This is a genomic window from Streptomyces sp. NK15101, assembly GCF_020400725.1.
In the GTDB taxonomy this organism is placed as follows: domain Bacteria; phylum Actinomycetota; class Actinomycetes; order Streptomycetales; family Streptomycetaceae; genus Streptomyces.
The window spans coordinates 37861-62871 of sequence record NZ_JAINVG010000004.1; the positions used below are offsets into that span (position 1 = coordinate 37861).

Below are 25011 nucleotides of genomic sequence, written 5' to 3' on the forward strand. Positions count from 1 at the left end.
GCGGCATTACCCCCTTGACAATACCTCCGCCGATGGTTAGGTCGCCCGCCGGGCGAAGGGCCCGGAAAGCCGGGACGAAAGGCCTCCGCGGGCCCCCGGCCGGGACGCGCGGACCGGCGACGGCCACGCCCGTCGGGCGGCGCGTGTGAGAATTGGAGTGGCTCACAACGGACCGCGACCGAGCAGGAGACCAAGCACGATGCGCATCGGAGTTCTCACCGCAGGCGGCGACTGCCCCGGCCTGAACGCAGTGATCCGGTCGGTCGTACACCGGGCCGTCACCCACTACGGCGACGAGGTCATCGGCTTCGAGGACGGCTACGCGGGCCTCCTCGACGGCCGCTACCGCCCTCTCGACCTCAACGCCGTCAGCGGCATCCTCGCCCGCGGCGGCACCATCCTCGGCTCCTCCCGCCTGGAGCGCGACCGCTTCCGCGCGGCCTGCGACAACGCCAAGGAGCTCATCGAGAAGAGCGGCTTCGACGCGCTCGTCCCGATCGGCGGCGAGGGCACCCTCACCGCGGCCCGGATGCTCCACGAGGCCGGCGTGCCGGTCGTCGGCGTCCCCAAGACCATCGACAACGACATCTCCTCCACCGACCGCACCTTCGGCTTCGACACCGCCGTCGGCGTCGCCACCGAGGCCATGGACCGGCTCAAGACCACCGCCGAGTCCCACCAGCGCGTGATGGTCGTCGAGGTGATGGGCCGCCACGCCGGCTGGATCGCCCTGGAGTCCGGCATGGCCGGCGGCGCCCATGGCATCTGCCTCCCCGAGCGGCCCTTCGACCCCGCCGACTTGGTCAAGATGGTCGAGGAGCGCTTCTCCCGCGGCAAGAAGTTCGCCGTCATCTGCGTCGCCGAGGGGGCCCACCCCGCCGAGGGCACGATGGACTACGTCAAGGGCGAGATCGACCAGTTCGGCCACGAGCGCTTCCAGGGCATCGGCACGGCCCTCGCGTACGAACTCGAGCGCCGCCTCGGCAAGGAGGCCCGCCCCGTCATCCTCGGCCACGTCCAGCGCGGCGGCACGCCGACCGCGTACGACCGCGTGCTCGCCACCCGCTTCGGCTGGCACGCGGTGGAGGCCGTGCACCGCGGCGACTTCGGCCGCATGACGGCCCTGCGCGGCACGAACGTCGAGATGGTGCCGCTGGCCGAGGCCGTGACCCAGCTCAAGAGGGTCCCCGAGGACCGCATGCGCGAGGCCGAGTCGGTCTTCTAGCCGGGACCCCCGGGCGAACCGAGTGGCCCCGACCGTCCCCCCGTGGACTGTCGGGGCCACTCCGCCGTGTCCGGCACCCCCCCGGAAATGCCGGATTCCACTCTTGAGCCCCGGCGCGAGATCAACAAGGCTTGGGGCTGTCCCGGACATGTCCCAACCCTGTCCGGGGGAGGGGGGACGCGCGGATGACGCCGGGGGAGCACGCTCCTGATCCACGGGAGGCACGGAACCCCGCCGAGTTCCTCGCGCGCCTCCAGGCCCTCAAGGACTGGTCGGGCCTGACCTACCGCGAGCTGTCGGCGCGCGCGGAGACGCGCGGCGACGTCCTGCCCCGCTCCACGGTGGCGAACATGCTGGCCCGCCCGACCCTGCCCCGCGAGGAACTGCTCACCGCCTTCGTGCGCGCGTGCGGGGTGGAAGACGGTGAGGCGGAGGCCTGGCGGACGGTACGGAGGGAACTGGCGACCCGGAGGGCGTACGGGGCGGACCGGGCGGGGGCGGTGCCGGGAGCCGGGATGGAGGCGGCGCCGGGAGCCGAGGCGGAGGCGACGGACGACGGGGCGCAGGCGGGGGCCATGGGCCCGGGCCCCGCCGAGGCGCCCGCCGGCCCCGAGGGGGCTGAGGGGCCCGACGCCGCCGGTGGTCTCGGTGGTTCCGGTGACCTTGGCGGCCCCGGCGGTCCCGGTGATGGCAGTGCGGCCGGTTCCCCGGGCGGGCCGGGTTCCCCGGCCGGGACCGCTTCCCGGATACGGCGCGCCCTCGTCGCGACGGTCGCGTTCGCCGGGCTCGTGCTGGCCGGCGGCAGCGTCGTCGCCTTCCTGCGGGACGGGCACGCCGGGCACCCGCCCCGCACCCCCACCGCCCCCGCCGCCGGGGACGTCCGGATCCGCGTGGCCGGCACCGACTTCTGCCTCGGCGAGCGGCGCGGCACCCGCAGCGGCCAGGTCCACCAGCTGCCCTGCGCCGCCGCGGGCCTCCCGCGCTACTCGCTGGCGGAGGCGGGCGGCGGCCGGTGGAGGATCGTTTCGGACCACCCCGACTTCGGACCCGGCTGCTCCGGCATCCCCTCGGGCGGCCGGATACCCGACGCCGCGTACGAGGACTCCGAGTGCGGCGACCCGACCAGGGTCGAGTCCTTCGCCCTGGAGGCGTACGGCACCCCCGTCGAGGGCTACCGGATCGTCCCGGTGGACTCCGCGACCCCCGGCAGCTGCGTCACCGTCGTCGGCGACCGCTCGGCCGCCTGGGCCCGGCTCGCCCAGGCGCCCTGCGCACCGGACGCGGCCGGGCAGCTCTTCGACTTCGACCGGTGGGACTGAGGCGGCCCGGTCGGGACGTGCGCGAAGGCGTCGCCGACGGGACCGCGGCCGGGAGCACCGAGGTCCTGGCGGAGCCTCAGGGAGCCTCGACCAGACGGGCCTTGAGCGCCGTCACCACCGCCGGGTCGAGCCCCACGTGGCCGGTGACGTACTCGTACACCGAGCCGTACCGCTCGCGCAGGTCCACGAGGAACAGCCGGATGACGTCGGCGGGCGCCCGGCCGTAGCCCGGCCAGCGCGGCTCCCGGCCCGGGTGCGCGGCCCGCCAGTCGGCGATCAGCCGCTCCGTGGCCAGCTCGGTGAGCGCGAAGTCCGCGAGGATCTCCTCGTCCGGGACCTCCAGGAGGCCGAGGACGACGGCCGCGAGCAGACCCGTGCGGTCCTTCCCGGAGGCGCAGTGGAAGACGAGCGGCCCCTCGGCGGCGGCGATCAGCTCCAGGGCCGCACGGAGCTCCTCCGCCCCGTCCTCGGCGACCTCGGCGAAGCGGTCGGCGAGGTAGCGCCACGGGTCGAGGGCCGGGTCGATCGCCTCCTGGTCGTAGGGGCGGTGCTCGATGGAGAGGTTGTGCCAGGAGACCCCCTCGGTCTCCGGCAGGCGGCCCTTTCCGGCGATCTCCCACGGATAGCGCAGGTCGATCACCGTGCCCACGCCCAGCGCGCGGAAGCGCTCCAGGTCGGCGGGGCCGGCGTCCGCGAGCTTGCCGAGGGAGTCGGAACGGTAGAGGGTCTCCCACCGCACGGTCCCGCCGTCGGCGGTCCGATAGCCGCCCAGGTCACGGAAGTTGTGGAGTCGGTCGAAGGGTATGTGTCGTCTCACGGCCGCCAATGTACGTCCCCGGTCCCGGACGGCCTACGGGCCGACCGCCGCCCAGAAGTGGCCGGTGATCCCGTCCAGGTAGGCGCGTCCCTCGTCGCCGGTCGTCCCCGGGGCGCCCCAGCTGCTGACCGCCGTCACCAGGGCGTGGTAGTCCGAGTGGAGCTGCTGGAGCGCGGCCTCCACGATCCGCTTCGGCAGCGGCACCAGCTTCACGGTCGGCTTCACGTACGCCTGCCAGCGGGTGGTCGCCGCGTCGCGCAGCAGCTCGGCGAGGGCCTCGTCGCCGCCGGTCGCGGTGATCAGGGCGCGCGGGCCGAGGCCGAGCGCCTCGGCGAGGGCGGCCGTCTGGCGTTCGGTGCCGCGCCAGCGGCCCTCGTCCTCCATCCGCTGGTACGCGTGGGTCGCCACGCCCACCCGCCGGGCGAGCTCCTCGACGGAGAGCCCGCGCGCCACCCGGTGCTCGCGCAGGGTGGAGGCGGTGGCGATGAGGTCCGCGGGGGAGCACCACAGGACGCCCGCGAGGGCGGTGAGCTCCTGCTCGTTCGGGACCGCCCGGCCGCGTTCCCAGGCGAAGACGGTCTCGGGTTCGACGAAGAGGCCGTACTGCGCCCGCAGGCCGTAGGCGACGTGTTCGGGAAGCATGCCGAGGCCCTCGCGGAGGCGGCGGGCGGCCTGGGCGTCGAAGGGCGGGGAGGGTTGGTGCACCCGGCCACGGTAGGTGCGGAGGGTGACGGCTGGCTACGGTGTGTTCTTCCAACATGCGGCGTCGTAGGAACGTGGGAACCAGGCGGTAACAGCGGGTCCGCTCAGTGACCGCGCGCCGGCCCGCCGAGCCAGCGGTACTGGAGCTCGGGGCGACCGATCTGCCCGTACTGCGGGGCGCGCACGGCCCGGCCCTCCGTGACCAGGTGCTCGAGGTAGCGGCGGGCGGTGATCCGGGAGATCCCCACGGCCGTGCCCGCCTCGGCGGCGGTGAGCCCCGCCGGGGCGGACCGGAGGGTGCGCGTGACGGCTTCGAGCGTCGGGGCGCTGAGGCCCTTGGGGAGCGCGGCGGGGTGCGGGGCCCGGAGCGCGGCGAGGGCCCGGTCCACCTCGTCCTGGCCGGAGGCCTCCCCGGCGGCCGCCCGGAACTCGGCGTACCGGGCGAGCCGGTCCCGGAGGGTGGCGAAGGCGAACGGCTTCAGGACGTACTGGACGACGCCGAGGGACACGCCCTCGCGGACGACGGCCAGGTCGCGGGCGGAGGTCACCGCGATGACGTCCGCGGAGTGGCCGGCGGCCCGCAGGGCCCGCAGCAGCTGGAGGCCGTGGCCGTCGGGCAGGTAGAGGTCGAGCAGGATCAGGTCGACCGGCGTCCGGTCCAGGATCCGCACGGCCTCTGCCCGCGAGTGCGCGACCCCGACGACGGTGAAGCCCTCGACGCGTCCGGCGTAGAGCGCGTGGGCGTCGGCGGCGACGGGATCGTCCTCGACGACGAGGACCCGAAGGGGCTGCGCACTCACGGAGCCACCTCCGCACCGGTCGCCTCGGAGGTCCCGGCTGCTTCGGAGGCCCCGGTCGGCCCGTCGCCGCCGGGGCGTACGGACCGGTGCGGGGCGCCGGGCCCGCCCGGGTACGCGAGGTCGCGGGGGCCGCCGGCCCACCCCGGCACGGCCGGGTCGAGACCGGCCCCCGGGGTGCGGGCCCGGCGCGGGTGGCCGGGCTCGTCCGGGGTTTCGGCCTGACCCGGGGCGCCGGGTCCGCCCGGGGTTTCGGCCTGGCGCGGGATGTCGGGCTCGCCCGGGGTTTCGGTCCGACTGGGGTGGTCGGGGGCGTCCGGGTCTTCGACCCGGCCCGGGTGCCTGGGGGCGTCCGGGGTTTCGGCCTGGCTCGGGCGTCCGGGGGCGCCCGGACCTGCGGCCCGACGGGAGTGGCCGGGCTCGTCCGAGGCCTCGGGGGGTCTTGCGCCCGTCCCGTGCGGTCCGTCCCCTTCGTCCGTCCACTCCGCGGCCTCCCCCCGCAGGGGCAGGCGGACGGTGAACTGTGCGCCGCCCTCCTCCGCCTCCGCGAGGTGCAGGGTGCCCGAGGCGCGGGAGACCGCCTGGCCCACCAGGGCGAGGCCGAGGCCGCGGCCGGGGCCCCGGGTGGACCAGCCGCGGCCGAGGACCGCCTCCCGGTCGGCGGGGCGGACGCCCGGGCCGCTGTCGCCGACCCGGAGCAGCAGCTCGCCGTCGCCCGCGCGGGCCGCGACCGTGACCGTCACGCGCGCGTGCGGGGTCCCGCCGGCCGCCTCCACCGCGTTGTCGATGAGGTTGCCCAGGATCGTCACCAGGTCCCGGGAGGGCAGGGCCGCCGGGACCCGGCCGTCGTCGATGCGGCTGTCCTCGGTGAGGACCAGTTCCACGCCCCGCTCGTTGGCCTGCGCCGCCTTGCCCAGCAGCAGCGCCGCGAGGACCGGTTCGCCGACGGCGTCGACGACGCGGTCGGTGAGCGCCTGGGCGAGTTCCAGCTCCGCCGTGGCGAACTCCACCGCCTCGGCCACCCGGCCCAGTTCGATGAGCGACACGACCGTGTGCAGCCGGTTCGCCGCCTCGTGGGCCTGGGAGCGGAGCGCCTCCGTGAAGCCCCGCTCGGAGTCCAGCTCGCCGGAGAGCGCCTGGAGTTCGGTGCGGTCCCGGAGCGTGACGACGGTGCCGCGCCGCTCCCCGCCCACCACCGGGCGGGTGTTGACCACGAGGACCCGGTCGGCCGTCAGGTGCGTCTCGTCGACGCGCGGCTCCGAGGAGAGCAGCGCGCCGGTCAGGGACGCGGGCAGGCCGAGCTCCGCGGCCGGCCGGCCCACCACGCCTTCGTCCAGGCCGAGGAGCTCCCGCGCGCCGTCGTTGATGAGGGCGATCCGCCGCCCGCCGTCGAGCATCACGAGCCCTTCCCGCACCGCGTGCAACGCGGCCTCGTGGTAGTCGTGCATGCGGCTCAGCTCCGTGGCGTTCATGCCGTGCGTGTGGCGGCGCAGGCGCGCGTTCACGACGTACGTCCCCGCCCCGCCGAGCACGAGCGCCGCGCCCGCCATGCCGAGCAGGGCGGTCACCTGCTCCCGTACCTGCTCGCTGATCTTGTCGATCGTGATGCCCGCGCTCACCAGGGCGACGACCCGGCCGTGGCGGTCGAAGACGGGGGCCACCGTCCGCACGGAGGGGCCGAGGACGCCCAGGTGGGTCTCGGAGTAGAGCCGGCCCTGCCGCGCCTGCTCGATGTGCCCGAGGTACGTGCGGCCTATCTGCTCCGGCTCGGGATGCGTCCAGCGGGTGCCGTCCGGGGCCATGACCACCACGAAGGCGACGCCCGCGTGGCGGCGCAGCGACTCCGCGTACGGCTGGAGGGCGGCCGTCGGGTCGGCGGAGCGGGCGGCGGCGACCACGGACGGGGAGTCGGCGACGGCGGCGGCGGTCGCCGTGGACTGGCGCCGGGCGGTCTCCTCGGCCTGCGCGAGGTCCGTGACGTACGCGAAGACCGCGCACCCCGCCACGACGACGGCCACGAGCACGACCTGCATCGCGAAGAGCTGACCGGCCAGACTGCGGGGACGGGGGAGGGGGAAACGCATGCGGCGCATGCCGGTAAGTGTGCACGTGGGAATGTGCGCGGCGGCACCGCGTTTTCGAATCGTGCCCTTCCGGCCGGGCCGCTCCTCGTTTCGGTCGTGAACGAAACGTACGTAACCGTGACCCCGGTCACAGGCTGGTGGATAGTCGCGGAGGTCCACCGGGACGTGGACACCCACCAGCACGAGGAGGATCCCGTGGCCGCACGCCGGGACCGTACCCACTATCTGTATCTGGCCGTCATCGGCGCCGTGCTGCTCGGCATCACGGTCGGGTTCCTGGCGCCGGGCGTCGCCGTGGAGCTCAAGCCGCTGGGCACCGGCTTCGTCAACCTGATCAAGATGATGATCTCGCCGATCATCTTCTGCACGATCGTGCTCGGCGTCGGCTCGGTCCGGAAGGCCGCGAAGGTCGGCGCCGTCGGCGGCCTCGCCCTCGGCTACTTCCTCGTGATGTCGACCGTCGCACTCGCGATCGGTCTGCTCGTCGGCAACCTCCTGGAACCCGGCTCCGGGCTCCACCTCACCAAGGAGATCGCCGAGGCCGGCGCGAAGCAGGCCGAGGGCGCGCACGAGTCGACGCCGGACTTCCTGCTCGGGATCATTCCGAAGACCCTCGTCTCGGCCTTCACCGAGGGCGAGGTCCTCCAGACCCTCCTCGTCGCCCTCCTCGCCGGCTTCGCGCTCCAGGCCATGGGCGCCGCCGGGGAACCCGTCCTGCGCGGCATCGGGCACATCCAGCGGCTCGTCTTCCGCATCCTCGGCATGATCATGTGGGCCGCGCCGGTCGGCGCGTTCGGTGCGATCGCGGCCGTCGTCGGCGCGACCGGCGCCGCCGCCCTCAAGTCCCTCGCCGTCATCATGATCGGCTTCTACCTGACCTGCGGGCTCTTCGTCTTCGTGGTCCTCGGCGCGCTGCTCCGCCTGATCGCCGGGATCAACATCTGGTCGCTCCTGAAGTACCTGGGACGCGAGTTCCTGCTGATCCTCTCCACCTCCTCCTCGGAGTCCGCGCTGCCCCGGCTCATCGCGAAGATGGAACACCTGGGCGTCAGCAAGCCGGTCGTCGGCATCACCGTGCCGACGGGCTACTCCTTCAACCTCGACGGCACCGCGATCTACCTGACGATGGCCTCGCTCTTCACCGCCGAGGCGATGGGAGACCCGCTGTCGGTCGGCGAGCAGATCTCGCTCCTCGTCTTCATGATCATCGCCTCGAAGGGGGCGGCGGGCGTCACCGGCGCGGGGCTCGCCACCCTCGCGGGCGGCCTCCAGTCGCACCGGCCCGAGCTGGTCGACGGGGTCGGCCTGATCGTCGGCATCGACCGCTTCATGAGCGAGGCGCGCGCCCTCACCAACTTCGCGGGCAACGCGGTCGCGACGGTGCTCGTCGGCACGTGGACGAAGGAGATCGACAAGGCGCGGGCGGTGGAGGTGCTGGCCGGGAGGGTCCCCTTCGACGAGACGACCCTCGTGGACGACCACGGGACGACGGCGGTGCCGGACCAGCGTGCGGACCAGGGCGACGAGAAGGCCCGCGCGGGCGTCTAAACCCTGCCCCGGAGCCCCCGGGCCCGAACACCCGGGACCTCGCCCCGCTCCCGAACCCTGACCCGGAGCTCCCGGGCCCGAGCCCCGAGCTCCGGAGCCTGGACCCGAGCCCCCGGACCCCGGACCCGAGCCCTGGGGCCTCGCCCCGCTCCCCGGCCTCGGGGCTCGGTCGGCTCCGGCCCGCGGGGCGGCCCCCGCCGTGTGGGCAGTCGTCCCGCTGGGGCAGGGGCCCCCTGCTCGAGCGAAGCCGAGAGCTCGGGGGAGGGTGGGCACACGGGACGGCGCCCTTCAGCGGCGCCTCCGCGTTCCGCGCCCGGACCCGCACCACGTGTGCGCCGCACAGCGGGTGCGGGTCCGGGCGCATGAGCCTCGGGCGCCGGCAAGGGGCGCCGTTCCGTTGTGCCCACCCGTTCCGCCCCTTGCGGAACGCCTGCCCACAACGGTGGGGTGGGCACCGCCCCGGCGACTGCCCACAACGGGGGCGTCGGCCCGGTGGCGCGAGGGGGCGGAGCGGACGGGGAGCGGGGGCGCGGGCGGGCGTGTGGTGCGTCAGGTCGTGTTCAGGAGGGCCAGTTCCTCCGGGGAGAGCCGCAGGGACGCCGCCCCCGCCGAGTCCCGGGCAGTCTCCGGGCGGCTCGCGCCCGGGATCGGGAGGACCGTCTCCGAGCGGGTCAGGAGCCAGGCGAGGGCCACGCGCTGGGGGCTGACGCCGCGCGCCCGGGCCACACGGTGGAAGGCGCCGAACTCCGGGTCCTCCTCCAGGGCGGACGCCCCGTCCAGGGAGCTGCGCGAGATCCCGCCCAGGGGGCTCCACGGCAGGAAGGCGAGGCCGAGTTCCGCGCAGAGCCGCAGCTCCGCCTCGCCGTCCCGTACCGCCGGCGAGTAGCGGTTCTGCACGGAGACCAGCCGGTCGCCGAGGACCTCGCGGGCCACCCGTATCCGGGAGACGTCCACGTTCGAGACGCCGGCGAGGCGGATCGTGCCCGCGTCCAGCAACTCCCGTACCGCCCCGAGGGATTCGGCGTACGGGACCGCCGGGTCCGGCTTGTGCAGCTGGTAGAGGCCGATCGCGTCGCCGCCGAGCCGTCGCGCCGAGGCCTCCGCCGCCCGCCGCAGGTGCTCGGGCCGGCCGTCCACGGTCCACCCGCCGTCCGCCGTGCGCCCCCGGCCGCCCTTGGTGGCGACGAGCACGTCGTCCGTGCCGCCGCCGTACGAGGCGAGGGCCCGCCTCACGAGGAGCTCGCCCTCGCCCGGGGTGCCGCCCGGCGGGTGGTAGGAGTCGGCTGTGTCGAGGAGGGTCACCCCGGCGTCGAGGGCGGCGTGCACGGTGGCGACGGCCCGCGCCTCGTCCGGGCGGCCCTCGATGGAGAGCGGCATGGTGCCGAGCCCGACGGCCCCGACGCGTACGTCCCCCAGCATCCGGTGCCGCGTCATCGGCGCACCGCCCCGATCGTTCCGATCGTCTCCGAGACGGCCTTCGCGAGCCATTCGCCGGAGTCGCTGAAGGAGTAGCCGAGGGAGACCGCGCGGGAGTCGTCCATGCCGTACGAGCGGGCGAAGGAGAACGGCGAGACCTCGCCGACCTCCACCTCCTGGAACACGGTCCGGCCGCCCACCAGCTTCTCGATCTCCGCGCAGATGTCGGCGGTGGTGAGCGGGGAGCGGGAGTGCGCGTTCACCGGTCCGGTGAAGTCCGCCCGGGCCGCCCAGGCGAGGAACTCCGCGATCTCCTCCACGTACACGTAGGTCGCCGGGTGGTTCACCACCGGCACGGCGATGGGCTCGCCCGCCCGGACGCGCCGCGCGTAGTGGTCGAGCCGGCCGGTGAAGTCGTCCGCGCCGCCGAGGACGTGGGCCACCCGGACCGAGGTCCAGGCGAACGCCGCCCCCGCCGCGAAGACGGCCTCGGCCTGCCGCTTCCCCTCCCCGTAGTGCGCGTCGAGGAACTCCGGGTCCTCCCAGGGCAGGCCCGTGTCGACGGTCACCGCGGCCAGGTCGAGGGCGGACTCGGCGACCGGCGAGGCCGAGTCCTCGTACTCGTAGACCTCGACCGTCGACGTCATCACATAGCGCCGCGTGCGCGTCGCGAACACGCGCCGTGCGATCTCGGCCTGGCGCGGCGTGTAGCAGACCTGGTCCACGACGACGTCGAAGGATCGGCCCGCGAGAACGGTTTCGAGCGCGTTCTCGTCGTCGCGGTCGGCGACCAGCTGCTCGATTCCCTCCGGGGGCGGGGAAGAACCCCGGTTGAGCACCGTGACGCGGTCCCCGGATTCCCGCAGCAGCGCGATGAGCCGCTTTCCGAAATAGCGGTTACCGCCGATCACCAGGATGTCCATGAATGCCAACTCCCTTTCCTCCGGGGACAAGTGTTACGTTGTGCGCTCGCTCATTGAAGGGGGAAAAATGGGAGTGCAGGCCGTCCCGCCGAGGGAACCACGGCATTCGCGCGTCGCCGCCGACGAAACCTCGGCGGCCGCTTTCGACCCCATCGACCGGCAGATCCTGGACCTCCTGCAGACCGACGGCCGCATCAAGCTCAGCGAGCTCGGCCGCCGCGTCCGGCTCAGTCCCGCCGCCGTCACCGAACGGGTCCGCCGCCTGGAGGCGAGCGGCGCGGTCACCGGCTACGGCGCGCACGTCGCGCCGGCCCTGCTCGGCTACGGCATCCAGGCCTTCATCCGCGTGAACCCGCACGGCGGCTACAACCTGAAGCACCCCCGCACCCTGGAGCTGACCGCGCGCCCCGAGGTCCTGGAGGTCCACCACGTGGTCGGCGAGGACTGCTGGATCCTGAAGGTCGCCGTCACCGACACCGTCCACCTGGAAGAGATCCTGGAGCAGACCTCGGCCCTCGGCCGGACCACGACCTCGATCGTGCTGTCCTCCCCGGTGGTCCGCAAACCCCTCCTGCCGCCGGCCGCGCGCTGACCCCTTGCCCTGACGTCGGCGTCAAGGCCTACCGTCGGGGACATGCGCATCGGAGAGCTGGCCGAGCGGGCCGGGACGACCACGCGGACCCTGCGGTACTACGAGTCCCGCGGTCTGCTGACCGCACGGCGTACGGAGCAGGGGCACCGCACGTACGACGAGGGCGACCTGCGGCTGCTCCAGCAGATCAGGACCCTGCAGGACTTCGGGTTCGAGCTGGAGGAGACGCGGCCGTTCGTCGACTGCCTGCGCGCGGGGCACCCGGCGGGGGACTCGTGCCCCGCGTCGATCGCCGTCTACCGGCGGAAGGTCGCCGAGCTGGACGGGCTGATCGAACAGCTCCGGGCGGTACGCGCCCAGGTGGGCGCCCAGCTGCTGCGGGCCGAGGCGGAACTGCCGCACGGTCCGGAGCCCCGGTGCGAACTGGAAGCGGCGACGGAGACGGAGGGGTGACGGAGATGACGACGTACGCGGAGGGCGTGGCCGAGGTCACGGACGAGGACTTCGGCACGGAGGTGCTGGGCGCCGGACTGCCGGTCCTGGTGAAGTTCACGGCGGAGTGGTGCGGGCCCTGCCGGCAGATGAAGCCGGTGCTCGGCGCGATCGCCGCCGAGGAGGCGGAGCGGCTGAGGATCGTCGAGGTCGACGTGGACCGCAGCCCGGAGACCGCGCTGAGGTACGGGATCCTCGGGACCCCGACCTTCGTGGTGTTCCGCGCGGGCGAGCCCGTGAAGTCGATCGTCGGCGCCCGCCCGAAGCGCCGTCTCCTGGCGGAACTGGAGGACGTGCTGGACTGAGGAAGGCCGGCACCGGGGCACACCGAGGCATACAGAAATACCCCGACTAGAATTGACAGTCGGGGTATTGCTTCGCGTATATTGATGGATTCCGTGTCCGACGCGCCGTTCAGGCGCACCGAAAACGCGGAGAAGTTCAATAAACGCACTGTATCGCGCCGGGAGTCGAATTGTCAACCGAGGAATTTCGGAATGAGCAGAGATTCATCACGGATCTCTACGCGCGACTCGACGACCTGAGGGACCAGGCCGAAGCCGCCGTCGAGCAGGCGCTGCGCACCCCCGGGGTCGGCAGCAGCCAGGGGCGGCTCGAACGGGACGTGATGGTCGCCGAGCAGTCCGGGCTGCTCGCCGCGCTCAACGCCGGCGAGAGCGGCCTCTGTTTCGGCCGGCTCGTCTTCAAGGACGGCCGCGACCACCACATCGGCCGGCTCGGCATCCGCCAGGACGACCCGAACCGCACCCCGCTCGTCGTCGACTGGCGCGCCGAGATCGCCCGCCCCTTCTACCTCGCCACCGGGTACGAGCCGATGGGGCTCTCCCGCCGCCGGCACATCACCACCAAGGGCCGCGAGGTCGTCTCCCTCCACGACGAGGTCCTCGACCTCGCCGACGCCACCCGCACCGGCCACGAGAGCCGGGACGCCGACGAGGTGCTGCTCGCCGCGCTCGACGCCGCCCGCACCGGCCGCATGCACGACATCGTGCAGACCATCCAGGCCGAGCAGGACGCCATCATCCGCTCCCCGCACCGCGGGGTCCTCGTCGTCGAGGGCGGCCCCGGCACCGGCAAGACCGCCGTCGCCCTGCACCGCGCCGCGTACCTCCTCTACGCGCACCGCGAGCAGCTCGCCAAGCGGGCCGTCCTCATCGTCGGCCCCAACCCCGCCTTCCTCGGCTACATCGGCAACGTCCTGCCCTCCCTCGGCGAGACCGGCGTCCTCCTCGCCACCCCCGCCGAGCTCTTCCCCGGCGTCCACGCCACCGGCACCGACACCCCGCGCGCCGCCGCCGTCAAGGGCGCCGCCGCCATGGCCGACGCCCTCGCCGCGGCCGTACGGGACCGCCAGCAGGTCCCCGAGCGCGGCGAACCGCTGATCGTCCCGCACGAGGACGGCGACCTGGTCATCGACTGGGACATGGCCCTCGAAGCCCGCCACAAGGCCCGCGAGACCTTCCTCCCGCACAACCTCGCCCGCCCCTACTTCGTCTTCCGCATCCTCGACGCCCTCGCCGAGCAGCTCGCCGACCGCATCGGCGCCGACCCCTACGGCGGCCCCAACTTCCTCGGCCCCGACGACATCGCCCTGCTCGCCAAGGGCGTCGCCGCCAACCCCGAGGTCCACGCGGCGATCGACACCCTCTGGCCCGCCCTCACCCCGCAGGAGTTCCTCGCCGACTACCTGGAGGACCCCACACACCTCCCCGAGGAGGACATCGAGGCCGTCCGGCGCACCGGCGGTCCCTGGACCCCCGCCGACGTGCCCCTGCTCGACGAGGCCGCCGAACTCCTCGGCGAGGACGACTCCGCCCTCCGCGCCGCCGAGGAGGCCGAACGGCAGAAGCAGATCCAGTACGCGCAGGGCGTCCTCGACGTCTCCTTCGCCTCCCGCACCTACGAGTTCGAGGACAAGGAGGAGCTCGACAAGGACGCCTCCGAGGTCCTCTCCGCCCACGACATCATCGACGCCGAACGCTTCGCCGAACGCCACGAGGAGGCCGACCACCGCACCGCCGCCGAGCGGGCCGCCGCCGACCGCACCTGGGCCTTCGGCCACATCATCGTCGACGAGGCCCAGGAGCTCTCCGCCATGGCCTGGCGGCTCCTCATGCGCCGCAGCCCCAGCCGCTCCATGACCCTCGTCGGCGACCCCGCCCAGACCGGCGACCCGGCCGGCGTCGGCGCCTGGCAGTCCATCCTCGGCCCGTACGTCGAGGACCGCTGGGACCACGTCCGCCTCGGCGTCAACTACCGCACCCCCGCCGAGATCATGGCCGTCGCCGCCGAGGCGCGCCGGGCCGCCGACCCCGGCTTCGAACCGCCCCGCTCGGTGCGCTCCACCGGCGTGGAACCCTGGGACCGGACCGTGGACGACCCGGTGAAGGAGGCCGCCGACGCGGTCGCCGCCGAACTCCGCGAGGAGGGCCGGATCGCCGTGATCGCCCCGACGGAGTTCCACCCGGGCCTGATCGCGGCGCTCCCCGGCGTCTCGTACGGCCCGAAGCCCGACCTCACCCGCCCGGTCGTCCTCCTCGACCCCCGCCAGGCGAAGGGCCTCGAATTCGACACGGTCCTCGTGGTCGACCCCGACGGCATCCGGGAGGGCGCCACGCACGGCGTCAACGACCTGTACGTGGCGCTCACCCGGGCCACTCAGCGGATGGGCGTGATCAGGCCGGCCGTCACGCGGGCCTGAGCCAGACCGTCGCCAGCGGCGGCAGCGTCATCCGCACGCTCGCCGAACGGCCGTGACACGGCACCGACTCGGTCTTCACCGGGTCGGTGCCCACCACGTCCGAGCCGCCGTACCGCGCCGCGTCCGTGTTCAGCACCTCCGTCCAGGCCGCGAACTCCTCCGGCACCCCCAGCCGGTAGTCGTGCCGCACCACCGGCGAGAAGTTGCAGACCGCGAGCAGCGGCGCACCGAAGCCGTCGTACCGCAGGAACGCGAAGACGTTGTCGTCGGCCGCGTCCCCCACCACCCACTGGAACCCCTCCGGAGCGGTGTCCCGCTCCCACAGCGAGGGCGTCGCCACGTACACCGTGTTCAGGTCCCGGACGAGATCCCGCACCCCCCGGTGGTCCGCCTCCGCCCCGTACGCCGGATCCAGCAGCCACCAGTCCGGCCCGTGGTCGACGGACCACTCGCCGCCCTGCGCGAACTCCTGCCCCATGTACAGCAGCTGCTTGCCCGGGTGCGCCCACATGAAGCCCAGGTAGGCGCGGTGGTTGGCGCGCTGCTGCCACCAGTCCCCCGGCATCTTCGACACCAGGGACCGCTTGCCGTGCACCACCTCGTCGTGCGAGATCGGCAGGATGTAGTTCTCGCTGTACGCGTACACCATCGAGAACGTCATCTCGTGGTGGTGGTACTTGCGGTGCACCGGCTCCTTCTGCATGTACTCCAGCGAGTCGTGCATCCAGCCCATGTTCCACTTCATGCCGAAGCCCAGACCGCCGAAGCCGCCCGGACCCACCTGGTCCGTCGCCCGCGTCACCCCGTCCCAGGCGGTCGACTCCTCGGCGAAGGTGACCACGCCGGGGCAGCGGCGGTAGACGGTGGCGTTCATCTCCTGCAGGAAGCGGACCGCGTCCAGGTTCTCCCGGCCCCCGAACTCGTTCGGCACCCACTCGCCGTGCTCCCGCGAGTAGTCCAGGTAGAGCATCGACGCCACCGCGTCCACCCGGAGGCCGTCGATGTGGAACTCCTGGCACCAGTACACGGCGTTCGCCACCAGGAAGTTCCGCACCTCCTTGCGGCCGTAGTCGAACTCCAGGGTCCCCCAGTCGGGGTGGTGCGAACGGCGCGGGTCCTCGTGCTCGTACAGCGGACGCCCGTCGAACTCCGCCAGCGCCCAGTCGTCCTTCGGGAAGTGCGCCGGCACCCAGTCCATCAGCACCCCGATCCCCGCCCGGTGCAGCGAGTCCACCAGGAACCTGAAGTCGTCCGGGGTGCCCAGGCGGGCCGTCGGCGCGTAGAAGCCGGTGACCTGGTAGCCCCAGGACCCGCCGAAGGGGTGCTCGGTGACCGGCATCAGCTCCACGTGCGTGAAACCGAGGTCACGCACGTACGCGGGCAGCTGCTCGGCCAGCTCGCGGTAGGTCAGACCCGGCCGCCAGGACGGCAGGTGCACCTCGTACACGGAGATCGGCGCCTCGTGCGGCGGACGCGCCCCGCGCCGCTCCATCCACTCCGCGTCCTCCCACGTGTGGTGCGAGTCGGTGACGATCGACGCGGTGTTCGGCGGGCACTCCGTGCGGCGGGCCATCGGGTCCGCGCGGAGCGTGTGCGAACCGTCCGGCCGCGTGATGTCGTACTTGTAGACGGCACCCTCGCCGATCCCCGGCACGAACAGCTCCCACACGCCCGTCGAACCGAGCGAGCGCATCGGCAGCGCCGTGCCGTCCCAGTGCGTGAAGTCACCCGTGACCCGCACCCCGCGCGCGTTCGGCGCCCACACGGCGAAGCGGGTGCCGGACACGCCCTCGTGGGTCATGGGGCGGGAGCCGAGCGCCGTCCACAGCTCCTCGTGCCGGCCCTCGCCGATCAGGTGCAGGTCCAGCTCGCCGAGGGAGGGGAGGAACCGGTACGGGTCCTGGAGCGGCAGCTCGTCCCCGTCGTAGCGGACCCGCAACTCGTACGCGGGCACCTTGCGCAGCAGCGGGACGAACACCGAGAAGAGCCCGTCGCCGTCCTCGTCCATCACGAGGCGCTTGCCCTTGGTGAGGACGGCGACCTCCTTCGCCCACGGGCGCAGCGCCCTGATGACGACACCGCCCTTCACCGGGTGCGCGCCGAGCACGGCGTGCGGATCGTGATGCTCCCCGGCGAGCAACCGGGCCCGATCGCCCGGGTCGAGCGCCGGCGCCTTCCGTACGGAGCGGGACGTCTTGCCTGCGGAGCGGGCGGTCACGGGGGTGCCTCCTGGGGGCAGGGGAAGGGGGTACGGGTACGGAACGGTGGTGCGGTGACGGGGGACACTCGGCCGAACGGGGGCGGGTCCTGCTTTCGCAGGCGGGACCCGGTGCGAGGGCGACGGGGACTGCTCCGAACGAGTCGGACCACCCCTGCGCTCCCGTTGTGGGCAGGCGTTCCGCAAGGGGCGGAACGGGTGGGCACAACGGACGGCGCCCTTGCCGGCGCCCGAGGCTCATGGGCCTGGACCCGCACCCCGTGCACAGCTCCCTGGTGGTGCGGGTCCGGGCGCGGAACGCGGAGGCGCCGCGAAGGGCGCCGTCCCGTGTGCCCACCCGTCCCGCCCTGCGGGACGATCGCCCACACGGCGGGTGGCGGAGGGGCGCCGCCCAGCAGGGCGCGGGCCCACACGGAGGCGGTCGGGGGTGGCCGCCCCCGTGGGGGCGGTCGGCACCGGGGCGGAGCCTCACGAGGTCGCGAGCCGTTCGATCGCGGACATGGGGACCGGCAGCCAGTCCGGCCGGTGCCGGGCCTCGTACACGACCTCGTACACCGCCTTGTCCGTCTCGTAGGCGCGGAGGAGCGCCGGGTCCGCCCGGGGGTCGACCCCCGCCGCCTCCGCGTAGCCCGTGCAGTACGCCGCCCGGCACCGCGCCGCCCAGTCCGGCCTCCAGGGCCGGTGGGTGCGGGCCGCGTAGTCGAAGGAGCGGAGCATGCCGGCGACGTCGCGGACGGTGGGCTGGGGGCTGCGCCGCTCGTCCAGCGGCTTCGCCGGTTCGCCCTCGAAGTCGATGACGGCCCAGCCGCCGTCGGAGCCGCGCAGGGTCTGGCCGAGGTGCAGGTCCCCGTGGATGCGCTGGACGACCCCCGTGCCCGGGGCCCCGCCGGCCGCCGCGAACACGGCCCGCAGGCCCGGTACGTGGGGCAGCAGCGCCGGTACGGCCTGGGCCGCCGCGTGCAGCCGGCGGTCCATCGCGGCGGCCAGCTGCTCGGTCTCCGAGCGGGCGAGCCGCCGGGTGGGGAGGGCCTTGGCGAGGGCCAGGTGGACCTCGGCCGTCGCGCGGCCGAGGGCCCGCGCCTCGGCGGTGAACTCCCGCCCGTCGGCGAGGGCGTCGAGGGCGAGCCGCCAGCCGTCCCGGGAGTCCCGCAGATAGGGCTGGAGGACGCCGAGGGTGGAGGCTCCCGACTCGAACCAGGCGACGGGTGCCGGGACCCGGGCGCAGCCGGCTCCGGCGAGGGCGAGCGGCAGTTCCAGGTCGGGGTTGGCGCCGGGGCTGACGCGCCGGAAGATCTTCAGGATGAAGGAATCCCCGTAGACGAGCGACGAGTTGGACTGCTCGGCGTCCAGCATGCGCGGGGCCAGGGCCGGGGGCAGTGCCGTGGTGGCGTGGAAACGGAGGGGCCCCGTGCTCCCCGGGGTGCGCAGCCGCTCGTAGAGGAGGCCGGCGAGCCGCGGGTCGCGCAGCCCTTCGTAGACGGCCCGTCCGGCGAGCGGCCCCTGCCGGATCCGCCCGATCAGGGCGGGGGCGAGGCGGGGCGGGAGCTGGGTCCGTACGCCCAGGAGCAGTTGGTAGCAGTCGACGGGCGTCCCGGCCGGGCGGCCCGGCTGTTCGACCCGTACGAGGAGATGGAGGAGTCCGGGCCCGGTGCCGTCCAGGGGCAGCAGCTCGGTGGCCGCGTCCAGCGTGAATCCGGTGACCCGGCGGCCCTTGCCCGCGAACCAGCGCTGCCGTGGCAGCCATTCGTGGAGCAGGGGGGCGAGGGACGGAAGGAGGGCGTCCGGGGCCCGGGTGGTGGATGCGGTCTCCGGCATGGCATCGCGTCCTTTCCCCGGGGCGCGCAAGTGGCTTTCGTATGCGTTCAAATGCGCAGAGTGTCCCGGATGGCGGCTGTGACTGTCCGGATGTGCGGGACGTGTCGGAAAGGGAAGATCCGTACGGGTCCGGCGAGTAGACCCGTATGGACCTGAATCGTGTGTCGTTCACAGTGCCCAGGGTGGGACGGGGGAAACCGCCCCACCCGGTTCGAGCGGGAACTGACTCCCGCTCAGGCCTTCTTGAGACGGAACCAGTAGAAGCCGTGTCCCGCAAGGGTCAGGAGGTAGGGGAGCTGGCCGATCGCCGGGAACCTCACCCCGCCGATCAGCTCCACGGGGTGCGTGCCGGCGAAGCGCCGCAGGTCCAGCTCGGTCGGCTGCGCGAACCGCGAGAAGTTGTTCACGCACAGCACCAGGTCGTCGCCGTCCTCCCGCAGGAAGGCGAGCACGGCCGGGTTGGAGGCCGGGAGTTCCGTGTACGTCCCCGTCCCGAAGGCCCGGTTCTGCTTACGGATCTCGATCATCCGCTTCGTCCAGTGGAGGAGCGAGGACGGCGAGGCCATGCCCGCTTCGACGTTGGTCACCTGGTAGCCGTGGACCGGGTCCATGATGGCCGGCAGGTAGAGCCGTCCCGGGTCGCAGGAGGAGAATCCCGCGTTCCGGTCGGGGGTCCACTGCATCGGGGTCCGCACCCCGTCCCGGTCGCCGAGCCAGATGTTGTCGCCCATGCCGATCTCGTCGCCGTAGTAGAGCACCGGCGAGCCGGGCAGCGAGAAGAGCAGCGCGGTGAACAGCTCCATCTGGTTGCGGTCGTTGTCGAGGAGCGGGGCGAGCCGCCGCCGGATGCCGATGTTGGCCCGCATGCGCGGGTCCTTGGCGTACTCGGCGTACATGTAGTCGCGCTCTTCGTCCGTGACCATCTCGAGGGTGAGCTCGTCGTGGTTGCGCAGGAAGATGCCCCACTGACAGCCGGAGGGGATCTCCGGGGTCTTCGCCAGGATCTCGGAGACCGGGTAGCGGGACTCGCGCCGCACGGCCATGAAGATCCTCGGCATGACCGGGAAGTGGAAGGCCATGTGGCACTCGTCGCCGCCCGAGCGGAAGTCGCCGAAGTAGTCGACGACGTCCTCCGGCCACTGGTTGGCCTCGGCGAGCAGCACCGTGTCCGGGTAGTGGTCGTCGATCTCCTTGCGGACCCGCTTGAGGAAGGCGTGGGTGGCCGGGAGGTTCTCGCAGTTGGTGCCCTCCTGCTGGTACAGGTACGGCACCGCGTCGAGCCGGAAGCCGTCGATGCCCAGGTCCAGCCAGAACTTCAGCGCGGACAGGATCTCCTCCTGCACCGCCGGGTTCTCGTAGTTGAGGTCCGGCTGGTGCGAGAAGAACCGGTGCCAGAAGTACTGCTTGCGGACCGGGTCGAAGGTCCAGTTGGAGGACTCGGTGTCGACGAAGATGATCCGGGCGTCGGCGTACTGCTTGTCGTCGTCCGCCCAGACGTAGTAGTCGCCGTACGGGCCGTCCGGATCGCGCCGCGACTCCTGGAACCACGGGTGCTGGTCGCTGGTGTGGTTCATGACGAAGTCGATGACCACGCGCATGCCGCGCTGGTGGGCCGCGTCGACGAACTCCACGAAGTCGGCGAGGTCGCCGAACTCGGGGAGCACCGACGTGTAGTCGGCGACGTCGTACCCCCCGTCCCGGAGCGGGGACTTGAAGAACGGCGGCAGCCAGAGGCAGTCCACGCCCAGCCACTGGAGGTAGTCCAGCCTGGACGTGATGCCCTTCAGGTCGCCGACGCCGTCGCCGTTGCTGTCCTGGAAGGAGCGGACGAGGACCTCGTAGAACACCGCGCGCTTGAACCAGTCGGGATCGCGGTCCTTGGCGGGGGTGTCCTCGAAGGTGTCGGGGACGGGCTCGTTGACAGTCGTCATGAGGTGGGTGACCCTCCGGTCTGCGGGGACGGTCGCAGGACGAGGACGTGCGCGGGTGCGACACCCGGTTCCAGGCGCACGTAACTGGTCCTGCCCCAGTGATAGGTCTCGCCGGTGAGCTCGTCGCGCACCGGCACGGTCTCGTGCCAGTCGAGGCCGAGTTCCGGCATGTTCAACGAGACGGAAGCCTCCTGGGTGTGGTGCGGGTCGAGGTTGACGACCACCAGAACGATGTTCGAACCCGAGCGCTTCGAATACGCGATCATCTGCGGGTTGTCGACGTCGTGGAAGGTCAGGTTCCGCAGCCGGCGGAGCGCCGGGTGACGGCGCCTGATCCGGTTCAGGGCGGTGATGAGCGGGGTGATCGTCGCCCCGGCCCGCTCCGCCGACTCCCAGTCCCTGGGCCTCAGTTGGTACTTCTCCGAGTCGAGGTACTCCTCGCTGCCGTCCCGCAGCGGGGTGTTCTCGCACAGTTCGTACCCGGCGTACATGCCCCAGGAGGGCGAGAGCGTCGCCGCGAGCACCGCCCGCACCTCGAACGCGGGCCGGCCGCCCTCCTGGAGGTAGGCGTGCAGGATGTCGGGGGTGTTCACGAAGAAGTTCGGCCGCATCTGCGCGGCCGTCTCCCCGGACAGCTCGGTGAGGTACTCCGTCAGCTCCTCCTTGGTGTTGCGCCAGGTGAAGTACGTGTACGACTGCTGGAAACCGATCGCGCCGAGCGTCCGCATCATCGCCGGGCGGGTGAACGCCTCCGCCAGGAAGATCACGTCCGGGTCCGCCCGGTTGATCTCGCCGATCACCCGCTCCCAGAACACCACCGGCTTGGTGTGCGGGTTGTCCACGCGGAAGATCCGGATGCCGTGGTCCATCCAGAACCGCAGCACCCGCACGGTCTCCGCGACGATCCCGTCCATGTCCTTGTCGAACGCGATCGGATAGATGTCCTGGTACTTCTTCGGCGGGTTCTCCGCGTACGCGATCGAACCGTCCGGCCGGTGGTGGAACCACTCCGGGTGCTTCTCCACCCACGGGTGGTCCGGGGAGCACTGGAGCGCGAAGTCCAGGGCGATCTCCAGCCGCAGCTCCCGGGCCCGCGCCACGAAGGCGTCGAAGTCCTCGAAGGTCCCCAGATCCGGGTGGAGCGCGTCGTGCCCGCCCTCCGGCGAGCCGATCGCCCACGGCACGCCGACGTCGTTCGGCGCCGCCGACAGGGAGTTGTTCGGTCCCTTGCGGTGGGTCTCGCCGATCGGGTGCACCGGCGGCAGATAGACCACGTCGAAGCCCATCGCCGCGACCGCCGGGAGCCGCTCGGCCGCCGTGCGGAAGTTCCCCGGCACCGTGCGCCCCTTGACCTTCCGCACGCCCTCCGAGCGCGGGAAGAACTCGTACCAGGAGCCGAACAGGGCCCGCTCCCGCTCCACCCGCAGCGGCAACGCGGGGGAGGCGGAGAGCAGTTCGCGCAGCGGGTGGCGGTCCAGGGCCTCGACCACCTGCGGGGCGAGCGCCGCCGCGAGCCGCACCGCCGCCGGACGGGACACGTCGCGCAGCGCGTCCGCCGCCGCGAGCACGGCCTCCCGGCCGCCGCCCTTCTTCGGGACGCCCTTCGCCGCCCGCTCGTGCAGTTCGGCCCCCTCGGCGAGGACCAGTTCGGAGTCGATCCCGGCCGGGATCTTGATCCTCGCCGTGTGGCGCCAGGTGGACACCGGGTCGCTCCAGGCCTCCACGGTGTACGTCCACAGGCCCTCGGCGTCCGGGGTGACCTCGGCACCCCACCGGTCGGTGCCGGGGGCCAGTTCGCGCATCGGGGTCCAGGGGCCGGGCCGGCCCGACGGGCCGCGCAGCACGACATTGGCGGCGACCGCGTCGTGGCCCTCGCGGAAGACGGTCGCCGTCACCTCGAAGGTCTCTCCGGCCACCGCCTTCGCGGGGCGCCGGCCGCAGTCGACCAGTGGGCGGACGTCCAGTACGGGAATGCGTCCCATGAGCGGATTCACAGCATCACCTGACGGGTTACGGGGGTGCGGGTGGTGGTGCGCTCTTTCTAGCTCCGTCGGCGGCCGGCGGGTTGCGGGCATGACGGCTCCTGTCCGCGTTCACTCGGATGGCGGGTCCACAGGGATGAACCGGGATGGAGGAGGGGCACGGGGAGACGGGGTCGGGGGTTGTACCGCAGGAGCCTTCCCACGGTTGTCGGGTGGGCAATCCGGCGCTTTGTTAACTACTAGGGCGTAGGGACGCGGGCAAGGACGGGACCCGGACAAGAAAAGGGCCCCGCCTTTGTGGGAGGGGCCCTTTTCTCCGTTCCGGGATCAGTGGCGCGGCGACGCGTCCGGCTCCTCCGCGTCCGACGACCACACCTGCCAGGGCCGGCGGGCCACCCACTCCTCCACCGGGGCCGGCTCCACGCCGAGGACCTCCGACGACACCCCGTCGTCGTCCGCCATCAGCAGCGGATCCGCGCCGCTCGCCATGTGGTGGTAGATCCCCGCCACCCCCGCCGCCGTCTCCGGACCGAGCAGCTGCGCCAGGCCCCGCTCGAACACGGCCGGATCCAGCTCCTCGTACCGCACCGTCCGGCCGAGCCCCCGCCCGAAGGCCGCCGCCAGCTCACGGCCCGTCAGGGCGCGGTCCGCGCCGATGTCGAAGGTCCGGCCCTCCAGGCCCTCCCGGGTGAGCGCCGCGAGCGCCGCCCGTGCCAGGTCCCGGTGCGACAGCCACGCCGTCCGCGCCGCTTCCGGCAGCGGATAGGCGAGGACCCCCTCGTCGACGAGGGCGGGCCCGTTCCACGGGGAGAACAGGTTGTCCAGGTACACCGGCGGCCGGAGCACGACCAGCGGCACCCCGCTGTCCCGCAGCACCCGCTCCGCGAGCCGCCGCGTCTCGAAGGCGGCGACGTCCGTCGGACCCGGCGGGATACGGGTGTTGGCGTTGAACACCAGCCGTTCCGTGCCCGCCGCCAGGGCGGCCTCCGCGACGTTCCGCGCGTACGCCTCCACCCGCTCCCCGTCGTACACCAGCGGCATCGTGACGAACGCGTGCGTGGTCCCCGCGAAGAGCCGCCGCACATCGCCCGGGACCCCCAGGTCGCCGGCGACGAAGGAGGCGCCGGGGAGCGGCGGCCGGTCCGCCTCCGGGCGCCGGGACAGGGCCCGCACCCCGTGGTGGCGCTCGGCGAGGAGACGGGCCACCTCGCCGCCCTGGAAGCCGGTCGCGCCCACGACCGCCACCCGCATCGGAATCTCACTGTCCATGTGTGTCCAAGGCCCTTCGATAGGCTGTCGCCGCTGCCGTGTCTGCGTCCCTCCAGGCTCGCCGCGGCGGCTTCGGCCGTTCAATTAACAAACCGGGGCGGAAGTTGAAGGATCGTCCATGGAAACCGTGGGAACCGACCGTCACGACCAGCGCGACCCCCTCGATCCTCCCGGCGAGGGCGAGCACGAGGACCTGCTGAGCGAACTCCTCAAACCCCTCCGGCTCACCGGGGTCTTCGACAGCCGCTGGCACGTCCGCGCCCCCTGGGCCATCGAAGGAGACGCCGAACACAGCTGCGCCGTCCTCCACTACGTCGTCGAGGGCGACTGCTGGATCACCGCCGAAGGCGAGACCCCCGTCGAGCTCCACGCCGGCGACCTCGTCGTCTTCCCCACCGGCGCCGCGCACCGCCTCTCCGACCGGCCCGAACGCCAGGGCGTCCCGCTCAAGGCCGTCCTGCCCGAACGGCAGCCGGGCACCTCCGGCGAGATCGTCATCGACGGCAGCGGCCCCGAGAGCCGCTTCCTGTGCGCCGGCCTCCACTACGACGCCGGCGCCGCCACCGGCCTCTACACCTCCCTGCCCTGGGCCCTCGTCCTCGACGGCCACCAGGTCGACCGCGAGCCGCTGCTCCGCGACACCCTCCGGCTGCTCGCCGCCCCCGACCGGCCCGTCGGCCCCGGCGACCGGCTCATCACGCTGCGCGCCTTCGAGATGGCGCTCGTCCTCGCGCTCCGCCCGCTGCTCCGCGAGCTCGCCGGCAACCCGGCCTCGCTGCCGCTGCTCCGCCACCCCGGGATCAGCAGGGCCGTCGTCATGATGGCGACCCGGTTCGCCGAACCGTGGACCATCGACTCCCTCGCCCGCGAGGTCGGCATGTCCCGCTCCGCGTTCACCGCCGCCTTCCGCGAACTCGTCGGCGAGTCCCCCGCCCGGTACCTCTCCGCCCGCCGCATGCAGGAGGCCGGCCGGCTCCTCGCCGAGACCTCCCTCCCGCAGTCCGCCGTGCCCGAACGCGTCGGCTACCGGAGCGCCGTCGGCTTCCACCTCGCCTTCCGGAAATGGTTCGGGATGACCCCAGGCGAATACCGGTCGGGAGAGACCAGAGCCGCCTGATCCGCCGCCGGCCGGCACCGGTCGGCGCCGTCCGAGCCGCCC

The 25011-nt window shown here is 73.1% G+C and carries 18 protein-coding genes and 1 pseudogene; 8 read left to right on the forward strand and 11 right to left on the reverse strand.

Features of this window, described 5'->3' with window-relative positions; genetic code table 11:
- Positions 1 to 199 precede the first annotated feature (199 nt).
- Together K7G60_RS03050 and K7G60_RS03055 are read left to right on the forward strand one after the other, a co-directional pair.
- Positions 200 to 1225 (forward strand): ATP-dependent 6-phosphofructokinase, encoded by a 1026-nt coding sequence (locus tag K7G60_RS03050; protein ID WP_225799203.1) that lies wholly within the window; start codon positions 200 to 202, stop codon positions 1223 to 1225.
- 185 nt (positions 1226 to 1410) lie between these two features.
- Positions 1411 to 2544 (forward strand): helix-turn-helix transcriptional regulator, encoded by a 1134-nt coding sequence (locus K7G60_RS03055; RefSeq protein ID WP_225799204.1) that lies wholly within the window; start codon positions 1411 to 1413, stop codon positions 2542 to 2544.
- A 76-nt stretch (positions 2545 to 2620) separates the two neighbouring features.
- Here the strand turns inward: K7G60_RS03055 and K7G60_RS03060 are convergent, their stop codons facing one another.
- The 4 genes and pseudogenes from K7G60_RS03060 to K7G60_RS03075 all read right to left on the reverse strand — a co-directional run.
- On the reverse strand, positions 2621 to 3361 hold the full coding sequence (locus tag K7G60_RS03060; RefSeq protein WP_225799205.1) for a tyrosine-protein phosphatase: 741 nt from the start codon (positions 3359 to 3361) through the stop codon (positions 2621 to 2623).
- A gap of 33 nt (positions 3362 to 3394) precedes the next feature.
- The gene (locus tag K7G60_RS03065) at positions 3395 to 4066 is read right to left on the reverse strand and encodes a helix-turn-helix transcriptional regulator (RefSeq protein WP_225799206.1); all 672 of its coding nucleotides are present in this window, start codon (positions 4064 to 4066) and stop codon (positions 3395 to 3397) included.
- Positions 4067 to 4167: 101 nt separating this feature from the next.
- Complete coding sequence (locus K7G60_RS03070; protein ID WP_225799207.1) at positions 4168 to 4863, reverse strand: response regulator; 696 nt, start codon at positions 4861 to 4863, stop codon at positions 4168 to 4170.
- 482 nt (positions 4864 to 5345) lie between these two features.
- Positions 5346 to 6944 (reverse strand): annotated as a pseudogene (locus K7G60_RS03075) (ATP-binding protein); the annotation flags it as partial.
- 195 nt (positions 6945 to 7139) lie between these two features.
- On the opposite strand from K7G60_RS03075, the gene K7G60_RS03080 reads away from it, so the two are divergent.
- Positions 7140 to 8492 carry a cation:dicarboxylate symporter family transporter gene (locus K7G60_RS03080; protein ID WP_225799306.1) on the forward strand — a complete coding sequence of 451 codons (1353 nt, stop codon included), beginning with the start codon at positions 7140 to 7142 and terminating at the stop codon, positions 8490 to 8492.
- A gap of 549 nt (positions 8493 to 9041) precedes the next feature.
- On the opposite strand, the gene K7G60_RS03085 is transcribed toward K7G60_RS03080, so the two are convergent.
- Both K7G60_RS03085 and K7G60_RS03090 read right to left on the reverse strand, forming a co-directional pair.
- Positions 9042 to 9926, reverse strand: a complete 885-nt coding sequence (locus K7G60_RS03085; protein ID WP_225799208.1) for an aldo/keto reductase — start codon at positions 9924 to 9926, stop codon at positions 9042 to 9044.
- A complete protein-coding gene (locus K7G60_RS03090; protein ID WP_225799307.1) occupies positions 9923 to 10831 on the reverse strand; it encodes an NAD-dependent epimerase/dehydratase family protein in 909 nt (302 codons plus the stop codon). Before K7G60_RS03090 ends, K7G60_RS03085 begins: the two co-directional genes overlap by 4 nt.
- A 67-nt stretch (positions 10832 to 10898) precedes the next feature.
- Between K7G60_RS03090 and K7G60_RS03095 the strand changes: the two genes are divergently transcribed.
- From K7G60_RS03095 to K7G60_RS03110, 4 genes are all read left to right on the forward strand, one after another.
- The gene (locus K7G60_RS03095; RefSeq protein WP_225799209.1) at positions 10899 to 11423 is read left to right on the forward strand and encodes an Lrp/AsnC family transcriptional regulator; all 525 of its coding nucleotides are present in this window, start codon (positions 10899 to 10901) and stop codon (positions 11421 to 11423) included.
- 42 nt (positions 11424 to 11465) lie between these two features.
- Complete coding sequence (locus K7G60_RS03100; RefSeq protein WP_225799210.1) at positions 11466 to 11876, forward strand: MerR family transcriptional regulator; 411 nt, start codon at positions 11466 to 11468, stop codon at positions 11874 to 11876.
- Positions 11877 to 11881: 5 nt separating this feature from the next.
- Positions 11882 to 12220 (forward strand): co-chaperone YbbN, encoded by a 339-nt coding sequence (locus tag K7G60_RS03105; protein ID WP_263985460.1) that lies wholly within the window; start codon positions 11882 to 11884, stop codon positions 12218 to 12220.
- A 170-nt stretch (positions 12221 to 12390) separates the two neighbouring features.
- A complete protein-coding gene (locus K7G60_RS03110) occupies positions 12391 to 14637 on the forward strand; it encodes a UvrD-helicase domain-containing protein (protein ID WP_225799211.1) in 2247 nt (748 codons plus the stop codon).
- On the opposite strand, the gene glgB is transcribed toward K7G60_RS03110, so the two are convergent.
- The 5 genes from glgB to K7G60_RS03135 all read right to left on the reverse strand — a co-directional run bounded on the left by glgB (position 14624) and on the right by K7G60_RS03135 (position 23852).
- Positions 14624 to 16855, reverse strand: coding sequence for a 1,4-alpha-glucan branching enzyme (gene glgB, locus K7G60_RS03115; protein ID WP_225799212.1), 2232 nt, complete (start codon positions 16853 to 16855; stop codon positions 14624 to 14626). The two genes, K7G60_RS03110 and glgB, sit on opposite strands and share 14 nt — an antisense overlap.
- Before the next feature lie 468 nt (positions 16856 to 17323).
- Positions 17324 to 18670 (reverse strand): maltokinase, encoded by a 1347-nt coding sequence (locus K7G60_RS03120; RefSeq protein ID WP_225799213.1) that lies wholly within the window; start codon positions 18668 to 18670, stop codon positions 17324 to 17326.
- Positions 18671 to 18903: 233 nt separating this feature from the next.
- Positions 18904 to 20601, reverse strand: coding sequence for a maltose alpha-D-glucosyltransferase (gene treS / locus K7G60_RS03125; RefSeq protein ID WP_225799214.1), 1698 nt, complete (start codon positions 20599 to 20601; stop codon positions 18904 to 18906).
- Positions 20598 to 22583: an alpha-1,4-glucan--maltose-1-phosphate maltosyltransferase gene (locus K7G60_RS03130; protein ID WP_225799215.1), complete on the reverse strand. Its 1986-nt coding sequence runs from the start codon at positions 22581 to 22583 to the stop codon at positions 20598 to 20600. The genes treS and K7G60_RS03130 overlap by 4 nt, the downstream gene beginning before the upstream one ends.
- A 327-nt stretch (positions 22584 to 22910) precedes the next feature.
- Entirely contained in the window at positions 22911 to 23852 is a 942-nt protein-coding gene (locus tag K7G60_RS03135) for an SDR family oxidoreductase (protein ID WP_225799216.1), read from the reverse strand.
- A gap of 118 nt (positions 23853 to 23970) precedes the next feature.
- Here K7G60_RS03135 and K7G60_RS03140 point away from each other — a divergent pair, with 118 nt between their 5' ends.
- The gene (locus tag K7G60_RS03140; protein WP_225799217.1) at positions 23971 to 24969 is read left to right on the forward strand and encodes an AraC family transcriptional regulator; all 999 of its coding nucleotides are present in this window, start codon (positions 23971 to 23973) and stop codon (positions 24967 to 24969) included.
- Positions 24970 to 25011 lie beyond the last annotated feature (42 nt).

Excerpts from the sequence above, each read along its gene's own strand:
- K7G60_RS03050 (WP_225799203.1), top strand. The coding sequence starts at position 200 with ATGCGCATCGGAGTTCTCACCGCAGGCGGCGACTGCCCCGGCCTGAAC.
- K7G60_RS03055 (WP_225799204.1), top strand. The coding sequence starts at position 1,411 with ATGACGCCGGGGGAGCACGCTCCTGATCCACGGGAGGCACGGAACCCC.
- K7G60_RS03085 (WP_225799208.1), bottom strand. The coding sequence starts at position 9,926 with ATGACGCGGCACCGGATGCTGGGGGACGTACGCGTCGGGGCCGTCGGG.
- K7G60_RS03090 (WP_225799307.1), bottom strand. The coding sequence starts at position 10,831 with ATGGACATCCTGGTGATCGGCGGTAACCGCTATTTCGGAAAGCGGCTC.
- K7G60_RS03095 (WP_225799209.1), top strand. The coding sequence starts at position 10,899 with ATGGGAGTGCAGGCCGTCCCGCCGAGGGAACCACGGCATTCGCGCGTC.
- K7G60_RS03100 (WP_225799210.1), top strand. The coding sequence starts at position 11,466 with ATGCGCATCGGAGAGCTGGCCGAGCGGGCCGGGACGACCACGCGGACC.
- K7G60_RS03105 (WP_263985460.1), top strand. The coding sequence starts at position 11,882 with ATGACGACGTACGCGGAGGGCGTGGCCGAGGTCACGGACGAGGACTTC.
- K7G60_RS03120 (WP_225799213.1), bottom strand. The coding sequence starts at position 18,670 with ATGCCGGAGACCGCATCCACCACCCGGGCCCCGGACGCCCTCCTTCCG.
- treS (WP_225799214.1), bottom strand. The coding sequence starts at position 20,601 with ATGACGACTGTCAACGAGCCCGTCCCCGACACCTTCGAGGACACCCCC.
- K7G60_RS03130 (WP_225799215.1), bottom strand. The coding sequence starts at position 22,583 with ATGGGACGCATTCCCGTACTGGACGTCCGCCCACTGGTCGACTGCGGC.
- K7G60_RS03135 (WP_225799216.1), bottom strand. The coding sequence starts at position 23,852 with ATGGACAGTGAGATTCCGATGCGGGTGGCGGTCGTGGGCGCGACCGGC.
- K7G60_RS03140 (WP_225799217.1), top strand. The coding sequence starts at position 23,971 with ATGGAAACCGTGGGAACCGACCGTCACGACCAGCGCGACCCCCTCGAT.